Source organism: Bacillus sp. S4 (assembly GCF_040838205.1).
In the GTDB taxonomy this organism is placed as follows: Bacteria; Bacillota; Bacilli; order Bacillales; family Bacillaceae_G; genus Bacillus_A; species Bacillus_A cereus_U.
In genome coordinates this window covers 1-9,432 of sequence record NZ_JBFPJI010000128.1, presented here as the reverse complement: position 1 = coordinate 9,432, position 9,432 = coordinate 1, and the positions used below count along the sequence as shown (strand labels likewise).

Below are 9,432 nucleotides of genomic sequence, written 5' to 3'. Positions count from 1 at the left end.
ATATTATACAATTCGATTAGCGAATAAAACACTACTGAAATAGTGAAAAGGTAAATCGTATGAAGAAAGTTCTTTTGTAATTATCTAAAAAACTGACAATCTATATTTTCAGAAAGTACATAAACGAATTTATCTTTTTGTATTTCCAAATGATTGAATTGTTCGTTATGAAGTGAATTCATACAATTTAATCGATATTACGATATAAAAAATTATGAAGGAAGTGACTTTAGCATGGAAACGCTCGAATTGGCACGAATACAATTTGCATCTACAACGATTTTTCATTACTTTTTCGTTCCGCTATCTATTGGTTTAGCTTTTATCATTGCGTTAATGCAAACGTTGTATGTGGTAAAGGGACAAGAAGTTTATAAGAAAATGACAAAGTTTTGGACACAAATATTCCTTGTTAACTTTGCAGTAGGTGTTGTAACAGGTATTTTACAAGAATTTCAGTTTGGTATGAACTGGTCAACATATTCACGTTTTGTTGGTGATGTTTTCGGACCGTCATTGGCAATTGAAGGTTTATTAGCATTTTTCATTGAGTCTACATTCCTAGGTTTATGGGTATTCGGTGAGGATAAACTTCCAAAGCGAGTTCACCTTTTATGTATTTGGCTCCTTTCAATAGGAACAATGTTATCAGCATTTTGGATTTTAACTGCAAGTGCATTTATGCAGTCCCCGGTAGGATATGAAATGGCTGCAGATGGACGTGCGCAGATGAATGATTTCTTGGCGATTATTCAAAATCCACAACTATGGGTGCAATTCCCGCATACAATTACAGCGGCACTTGCAACAGGCGCATTCTTTATTGCTGGTGTTAGTGCATGGAAAATCGCAAAACAACAAGAGACTGAGGTGTTTAAGAAGTCTTTCCGAGTTTCTATCGTTGTTGGAACAATTTCAACAGCATTGGTATTATTTTTCGGTCATGCACAAGCGCAAAATTTAATTAAGACACATCCGATGAAAATGGCAGCAGCTGAAGCATTATGGAATACGAGTGAGGATCCAGCGCCATTTACAGTATTTGCAAAAATTGATACAGAGAAGAAAGAAAATTCGTTTGAAATTCAAATCCCTTATATGCTAAGTCTATTGTCATACGATAAATTTAGCGGTCAAGTAGAAGGAATGAATCAAATTCAAAAACAATATGAAGAAAAATATGGACCTGGAGATTATATTCCGCCAGTACATACTATGTTCTGGAGTTTTAGAGCGATGGTAATGAGTGGAACATTCATGCTTCTTCTAGGAGTGTACGGCTGGTTCTTATCAAGAAAAGATCGTTTAGCTGAAAAAACTTGGTATTTAAAATTAATGGTATATGCAATTGCACTACCGTTTATCGGAAATACAGTAGGTTGGATTATGACTGAAATGGGACGTCAGCCTTGGGTTGTCTTCGGTGTTATGAAAACAGAAGATGCAGTATCTCCAAATGTTTCATTTGGAGAAGTATTATTCTCTCTTGTTTCATTCACATCACTATATGTAATTATTGGAGGCATTACTGTTTACTTATTCGTTCGTATCATTAAAGGACATGCGAATAAGAAAACGAAAAAGGATTATCAGAGCCATGATCCATTTGATAAGGAGGAAGAGTATGTTATCTCTTAATGAGTTGTGGTTTCTAATTATCTCAACCTTATTCGTTGGCTTCTTTGTACTTGAAGGTTTCGATTTTGGTGTAGGAATCGTTTCAAGGTTTTTAGGAAAGAATGATTTGGAAAAGCGTATATATTTAAATACAATTGGACCGTTTTGGCACGCAAATGAAGTATGGCTTGTTTGCGCTGGTGGCGCTATGTTTGCGGCATTTCCGCACTGGTATGCAACTTTATTTAGTGGGTTCTACATTCCGTTTGTGTTTATGCTTCTTGCTTTAATTATAAGAGGCGTTTCCTTTAAATTCCGTGCGAAAATAGAAAACCATAAGTGGAAAAGTTTCTGGGATTGGGGCATGTTTATTGGAAGCATGTTACCTCCTATACTTTGGGGAGTTGCAATCGCAAACTTTATGACAGGTGTACCAATTGATGGAAGTAAAAATATGGTAGGCGGATTCATGAAATTACTTCACCCATTTGCGTTACTTGGGGGAGTTATGTTTCTTCTTCTATGTATTGTTCATGGTTTGCAATTCCTTACTATACGTACAACAGGAAAATTACGAGAACGCGCACGTATTGCCGCGACAAAGATTGCACCTTTTTCATTAATAACACTTCTTGTTTTTGCAGCTGTAGGGTTATGGAAAACAGATATTTTCACCGCACATGGTTCAGAGTGGCTAATGGTTCCAATTGGAGCTTTTGTAGCGCTATTTGTTTCTACTTTATTAAATAAAAGAAGAAGAGATGGTTGGGCCTTCTTTATGACAAGTTTAACAATCATTTTGCTAAGTGCAAGTGTGTTCATCGGTATGTTCCCGCGTGTCATGATTAGCTCATTAGGAGCGGTAAATGATTTGACAATTTATAATGCGGCATCAGGACCTTATGCATTAAAACTGATGAGCTATTTCTCTCTTGCTATTTTACCGTTTGTTATCGGTAGTCAAATATGGAGTTTCTATGTATTTAGACAACCTGTTAAGTCAGACAAAGATTTGGAGTACTAATGAAAAGAAAAAGAGGACTTCCGTCGTATCCTGGTAGCCGAGTTTTATATGTAACTTTAAGTCTTATTAGCATTTTAGAGGCGTGTAGTATCATTGCGCAGACAGTGTTTTTAGCACGAGCAATCACATTTTTATTTCAAGGAGAAACAGTACAAGCTGTGCTAAATGAAACTGTTTATTTTGGAATCATGTTCGCAGCACGCCAAATGTTGGTGCGAGCATCGCAAATATTGGTTGAGCGTTTCGCTGAAAAAACAGGATTGGCATTACGTAAACAGTTAATAGAAGCATATTTTACATTAGGGCCGAGATTTGTCCAAACGAATGGGACTGGCCATCTGGTTACTTTATCGATAGAAGGTATTGAGAAATTTAAAACTTATATTGAATTAACAATTCCTAAAATGATTAGAAGTAGTATCGTACCAGGACTAATTGTTCTATATGTTTTTATACTGGACATTAAGTCTGGAATCATTTTAGTTGTAACGATTCCAATTGTGATTATATTTATGATCCTTCTAGGATTAGCGGCGCAGAAAATGGCGGATAGCCAATATGAAACATATCGTGTACTTTCTAATCATTTCGTAGATACGTTAAAAGGATTAGAAACATTAAAGTATTTAGGGAAAAGTAAACAGCACGAAGGAAAGATTGAAAAAGTAAGTAAACGATATAGAAAAGCAACGATGCGTACTTTGCGAGTTGCTTTTCTTTCTTCTTTTGCATTAGATTTCTTTACGAGTTTATCAATTGCATTTGTAGCAGTTGGATTAGGGATACGGTTAATAGATGGGACAATTATACTGTTACCAGCTCTTACGATTTTAATTTTAGCGCCGGAATATTTTCTGCCGATAAAACAAGTTGGAGCGAATTATCATGCTACATTAGATGGACAACTTGCAATGGAGCAAATAGAAGAAATTTTACAGAAACAAAAAGAAATAGAAAAGAAAGATTCAAATGTAGATATAGTATGGAATTCTTCTAGTAGTTTGAAATTACAAGATGTAAAAGTAAATAATGATGAATCTGAAAAGGCTATATTAGAAGGAATTGATTTTACTTGGCAAGGTAACGGTGCTATAGGCATTATTGGTGAAAGTGGGGCAGGGAAATCAACGTTAATCGATGTGTTAGCAGGATTTCTCCCTCCTTCGGGTGGGAAGATGTTAGTAAATGGTGTGGAAATTGATGAATCTACTCGAGAAGATTGGCAAAAAAATATTGCTTATATTCCGCAACAACCTTATATTTTTCCACTTTCGTTAAAAGATAATATTTGTTTCTATGAAACGAATACACCTGATGAAGAGGTTGAGAGAGTTATAAATGAAGTGGGCCTTCGTTCGCTCGTTGCATCATTACCACATGGGATGTACGAAAGGATTGGAGAAGGTGGACGTATGCTTAGTGGCGGACAAGAACAACGTGTCGCTATGGCACGTGCACTTTTAAGTAAAAAGCCAATCATTTTATTAGATGAACCTACAGCACATCTTGATATTGAAACTGAATTTGAAATAAAGCAATCGATGTTACGTCTGTTTGAAGGTAAGTTAGTATTTCTTGCAACGCATCGTCTCCATTGGATGAAGCAAATGGATCATATTCTTATTTTAAATAAAGGGGAAATTAAAGAAAGTGGAACATATGAAGAGCTTTTAAAGAATGAGACATTACATTTTCATAGGGAAGAGAGGGGAGAGCGATGAGTAACTGGATTAAACCTCATATACAGCAAAATAAAGGTAGAATGACGTTGACTATTTTCCTCGGGTTTCTTGGAGTTAGTTCAGGTGCGATGTTACTTTTCATTTCAGGTTATTTAATTTCTAAATCTGCTCTCAGACCAGAAAATGTAATGGTTGTATATGTTCCTATAGTTGCAACGCGTGCGTTTAGTATAGGGCAAGCTGTCTTTCATTATTTAGAGCGTTTAGTAGGGCATGACGTCGTTCTACGAATTTTAGAAAAAATGAGGACAAAACTATATAGAATTGTAGAACCACAGGCGTTATTTTTACGCTCAAGATTTCAAACTGGTGATGTACTAGGTGTATTGTCTGATGATATAGAACATTTACAGAATCTATATTTACGTACAATATTCCCTAGTATATTAGCGTTAGTTGTATATAGCATTTTCGTACTTGTTATCGGTGCATTTGACTTAGTATTTGCACTTATCGCAGCTTGTATGTTAGCTGTTATTGTTTTTCTTCTTCCATTCGTATCACTACTTTTGATGAAACGACATCATGTTGCTTTGAAGCGAGGAAGAAATCGTTTGTATCAACAATTGACAGATGCTGTATTTGGGTTATCTGATTGGCAGGCGAGTGGTAGAAAAGATGAATTTATTAATGCGTATGTAGAGCAAAATGTCCAGCTGTTAAAGACAGAAAAGAGAGTGAAACGCTGGTACCATATTCGAGATAGTATCATTCATTTAATAGTAGGTATTGTAGTTATTTCGATGATTTTGTGGACTGGAAATCAAGCAGCAAGTGAACAAATTGCACCTACAGTTATCGCAGCATTCGTATTAATGACATTATCTGTGACGAATGTGCTTATTCCTGTATCAGATGCTATTGATCGAATTCCATCTTATGTAGAATCTGTTCATCGGCTTAATGGCGTAGAAAGTGATACCGCTTTAGATGATGGTAAGGAGTTACCTGGAGATAAAGAATACGTTGTACCAAAACATGTAGATATTGAACTGAGTAATGTGTCGTATAATTACCCGAATAGTAATGAATCCGTATTAAAAGATGTATCATTGCAAATAAAGGCAGGAAAAAAAATTGCTATTTTAGGTAGAAGTGGAACAGGGAAATCTACTTTACTAAAATTGTTAACTGGGGCACTACGTCCGGTGAGTGGCCAAGTTATATTGAATGGTGAACAAGCTCATACGGATTTTCTGTCAAAATATATTTCTGTATTAAACCAAAAACCACATTTATTCGATACGACAATTGGAAATAATGTGCGGATCGGTAAACCAGAGGCTAATGATGAAGAGATATGGAAAGCTTTAGAGAAAGCACAGCTAGCACCACACATTGCTTCTCTTCCTGATGGATTACAAACAAAAATGCATGAAATGGGAAAGAGGTTTTCTGGCGGAGAAAGGCAAAGGGTAGCATTTGGAAGAACTCTTATGCAAGAAGCACCGGCCATTGTACTTGATGAACCGACTATCGGTTTAGACCCTAAAACAGAATTAGCCTTAATAGAAACAATGTTTTCTGCAACAGAAGAAAAGACTGTTATTTGGATTACACATCATCTTGTAGGGATTGAACATGTAGATGAAGTGATTTTCCTTGATAGTGGTCAAATCGCTATGCAAGGTAGTCACGAACAGCTACTGAAAGAAAATGAGAAATATCGTAGGTTATATGAGCTTGATAAAGGTATATAAGAATGAAATGCAAAAAAACACAAATTCTTGGTAGTTCAAGGTTTGTGTTTTTTTGTATTTGTGGCTTATCATATAAGCCGTATAAGCTATTTGATCATGAAATGGTTATATATTGTTAGAAAGGGTGTTTAAAACCTATCCTTTCAAGGCAATACTTGAGCCATAGTGAATGGATTGTTGGAAGGCGTGATTATATGTTTGAAGAGGATGGCATTGTTTTAATTCTGGAGCCTGCTGATGAGCGGAATATGAGGAAATTTATTTTTACAGTACCGAAGTCAGTTTATGAAAAAAAAGAAATTTTATTACATTACGGAACACCTTTAGGCCAAGGATATACGGACATTATAGAAGATATTATTAGTGTACATATAGACATAGATATTATAACAGTAATAGGGCATGTGAGAGGATAAAGAGAAACTTTAATTAGTGAGAGTTATACGTATCTGGAAAACAGACGTACTTAAAATAAGTATGTCTGTTTTTATATTTAAATGAAGATAGTTTCGAGGTACATGTTGAACAGGATAATAATGATTTTTCTAGAATGTATAAGAGGAAGATTAAAAAATAAGATATGATGTGATAAGGTGTATAAGAAGAAAATAAAGTGTTTATAAATGAATAAAAGTATGACAATTATTTAGGAGGTCAAAATGAAGTTTACAAAAACAATGTTACTTTCAATTGTAGTTTCAATTGGTTTGATGGGATGTTCGCTAGTGGAGGAAGGGAAGAACTCCATAGATTACGCTCAAAAAGCGACAGACTATGTAAATGAAATAAGTGCATTTGCAAATGAAGCGCCAGCATTAGCTGAAAAGGCTGTTAATAATGGGGAAGCTCGAAAAGAACTAGAAACGAAACTTACTGAAATTAAACAAGATATACCAGCTTTTAATGAATTAACACCACCGGATGTAGCGAAGGATCTTCACCAGCAAATCGTCGGATATAATGAAAAGTTAAATACATTAATTGATACCTCTATGCAAAAAATAGAGGAAGGAAAAATGAATGTAGAGCAGTTTAAAAACTCTGAGCTTATGCAGACGATAGAACAAGTTCAGGATTTGAAAGATAAGGTTCAAAATTTAGGACAATAATAAAAAGATCCGTTTATCATAAACGGATCTTTTTATTATTGTATACAATAGATGATTACACCAATGACAATAATAATGTTGCCAATGATTTTTCGCTTCGTTATTTTCTCTCCTAGGAAGTACCAACTAAAAATTAAAATGATGATATAACTTAATGATTCTAATGCAGATGCTTGCTTTAATGCTAAGCCTTTTAAGGTGATTACATTTAATCCGACATTAATTATAAATTTGTCTTTAAAATATAAAACAATAGAAGGCCATACGTAGCTTTAGAGTTGAAGATAGTAGAGGTAGTAGAGGTAGTAGAGGTAGTAGAGGTAGTAGAGGTAGTAGAGGTAGATTTTCCACTGTTCTATAATTTGTATCGTTTTATTTGTTGCATCCATCTCTACTTGAATACCTATTGGTAAAGTAACCATTGGATGAGTATGACAACAATCAAAATCGGCTAGAAAAGGAAGCTTTTGATTTTGTAATACTTCTAATAGTATTTCGTAAGGATTTCTATTTGTACCACAATCATCAAATTGCTCATGTTTTCCAAGGATGATACCTGAAACTTTATCAAAAACGCCGTTAATTTTAAGTAATGAAAAACTTCTTTCGATAGTAGCTGCATCTTTTGAGCTATCTTCAATAAAGAGAATGTCACCTTCTTGAATATGTGGCATATAGGGGCTACCCCAAATACCTTGTATAGTGTTTAAATTCCCACCAATTACTGAAATCCAATTGTTCGGTCGAAGATCTTTTTCTTTCGTTTTTTCTTCCCAATTAATAAATTCATCTGACCAAAATAACGGCTGGTTTATGTCGTAAGGAAGGTGTTGATCAGTTAATAAAGTATCCGCAAAATATTTGTATGTGCAATCTACGAAAGGCTCAAATTCACCAAAAGAAGGAACGAGTGCTGGACCATAAAATGTAGGAATTCCTGTTTTTGCATAAATTCCTAGTAATAATGCTGTTGCGTCTGAATAGCCAATCATTATTTTAGAGTTTTTTTGAAAAGAAGCATAATCAATATAAGGTAATAATGAATTTGAATTCATTCCCCCAATTGTCGACATGATACAAGAAACGTTAGGGTTTCTAATCAATTCATTTAGTTCCTCAGCACGATCTTTAATGCTCCCTGAACGATAATAATCATATTGACCTGTTAGTGAACCTTCTAATATATGAAATCCTTTCTTTTGTAAGTATAATTTTGCTCGCTCAAATCTCTTTGGAGAAGTATGGGTTACTGGTGAAGAGGGAGAGTAGATGCCAATTGTATCGCTATATTTTAATGCTTTTGGAAGTATCATTTGTATAAATCCTTTCTATTATATAGTGTTTTTGTGCTTAGATGTTATTGAATATTCTTATATTTTGTTGTTTTTAGTGTAACATACATGAAAAGAGAAAGAGGTTGAAATTATAATTGCTGTAGATGAATAAATATGCTTTTTACCTTGACGATATAAAGTAATTGTTGTTATGGTTAAACATGAGTGTATAAAAGGTTTGCTAAAGGAGTTTTAGAATGAAGCAGTTAAAATGGGGAAGATTAACAATCCCATTAGTAGTAATTCTGGGTATATGTTGGTTCTTTTTTCAAGGAGTTCAAAAGAGTGAAACAAGTTTAGATACTCAGCCTTTACAAGTGGCAGAGCTACCTAAAATAGGGCTATCTGAAAAAGTAGTTCCACCAAAATATATACCACCAGAAATTGATGTAAAAGCAGCTATTATTATCGATGCGAGTGATGGAGATGTTATTTATCAAAATAATGAAAATGAAGCTGTTGCCCCTGCTAGTATGTCAAAAATGATGACAGCATATCTCGTTTTAGAGAGTATACATAATGGGAAAGTCCGCTGGGAAGATCCAGTGAAAATAAGTGCAAAATCGGCACAAACAGAGGGTGCAAAAATCCCAATGCAAGTAAATGATACGTTAACTGTTAAAGACTTATATCATGCGTTAATGATTGAATCGGCTAATAATTCGGCTGTCGCTTTAGCAGAACATGTAGCTAAGACGGAAAAAAACTTTGTTCAACTTATGAATGAAAAGGCTCAGCAGTTAGAAATGTCAGATAAAGCTAAATTCGCGAATGCTTCCGGATTACAGGAGCCCGACGGAAGTGAAACAAAAATGACAGCAGCTGACGTAGCGAAATTAGCGTATCATCTTATAAAAGACTATCCAGAGATATTAGAAGTGACTCACTTACGTCAAAGTCAGTTAG

General features: G+C 34.8%; 8 protein-coding genes and 1 pseudogene. 7 read left to right on the top strand and 2 right to left on the bottom strand.

Annotated features, from left to right (window positions below):
• The first annotated feature begins 234 nt into the window (after nt 1-234).
• The 6 genes from cydA to AB3X48_RS13445 all read left to right on the top strand — a co-directional run bounded on the left by cydA (nt 235) and on the right by AB3X48_RS13445 (nt 7,192).
• Nucleotides 235-1,638, top strand: coding sequence for a cytochrome ubiquinol oxidase subunit I (gene cydA / locus AB3X48_RS13470; RefSeq protein ID WP_002158276.1), 1,404 nt, complete (start codon nt 235-237; stop codon nt 1,636-1,638).
• Entirely contained in the window at nt 1,625-2,641 is a 1,017-nt protein-coding gene (cydB, locus tag AB3X48_RS13465; protein ID WP_016104558.1) for a cytochrome d ubiquinol oxidase subunit II, read from the top strand. The genes cydA and cydB overlap by 14 nt, the downstream gene beginning before the upstream one ends.
• On the top strand, nt 2,641-4,362 hold the full coding sequence (gene cydD, locus AB3X48_RS13460; protein WP_016104559.1) for a thiol reductant ABC exporter subunit CydD: 1,722 nt from the start codon (nt 2,641-2,643) through the stop codon (nt 4,360-4,362). Before cydB ends, cydD begins: the two co-directional genes overlap by 1 nt.
• Nucleotides 4,359-6,083, top strand: coding sequence for a thiol reductant ABC exporter subunit CydC (gene cydC, locus AB3X48_RS13455; protein WP_367959675.1), 1,725 nt, complete (start codon nt 4,359-4,361; stop codon nt 6,081-6,083). The genes cydD and cydC overlap by 4 nt, the downstream gene beginning before the upstream one ends.
• Before the next feature lie 194 nt (nt 6,084-6,277).
• The gene (locus tag AB3X48_RS13450) at nt 6,278-6,499 is read left to right on the top strand and encodes a hypothetical protein (RefSeq protein WP_002031341.1); all 222 of its coding nucleotides are present in this window, start codon (nt 6,278-6,280) and stop codon (nt 6,497-6,499) included.
• 243 nt (nt 6,500-6,742) lie between these two features.
• A complete protein-coding gene (locus AB3X48_RS13445) occupies nt 6,743-7,192 on the top strand; it encodes a DUF6376 family protein (RefSeq protein WP_016104561.1) in 450 nt (149 codons plus the stop codon).
• A 35-nt stretch (nt 7,193-7,227) separates the two neighbouring features.
• Here AB3X48_RS13445 and AB3X48_RS13440 read toward each other — a convergent pair.
• Together AB3X48_RS13440 and AB3X48_RS13435 are read right to left on the bottom strand one after the other, a co-directional pair.
• Nucleotides 7,228-7,425: pseudogene (locus AB3X48_RS13440) on the bottom strand (EamA family transporter); the annotation flags it as partial.
• Nucleotides 7,426-7,464: 39 nt separating this feature from the next.
• Nucleotides 7,465-8,505 (bottom strand): S66 family peptidase, encoded by a 1,041-nt coding sequence (locus tag AB3X48_RS13435; RefSeq protein ID WP_367959674.1) that lies wholly within the window; start codon nt 8,503-8,505, stop codon nt 7,465-7,467.
• 218 nt (nt 8,506-8,723) lie between these two features.
• Between AB3X48_RS13435 and AB3X48_RS13430 the strand changes: the two genes are divergently transcribed.
• The coding region (locus AB3X48_RS13430) for a D-alanyl-D-alanine carboxypeptidase family protein (protein WP_367959673.1) at nt 8,724-9,432 on the top strand (709 nt) is incomplete at its 3' end.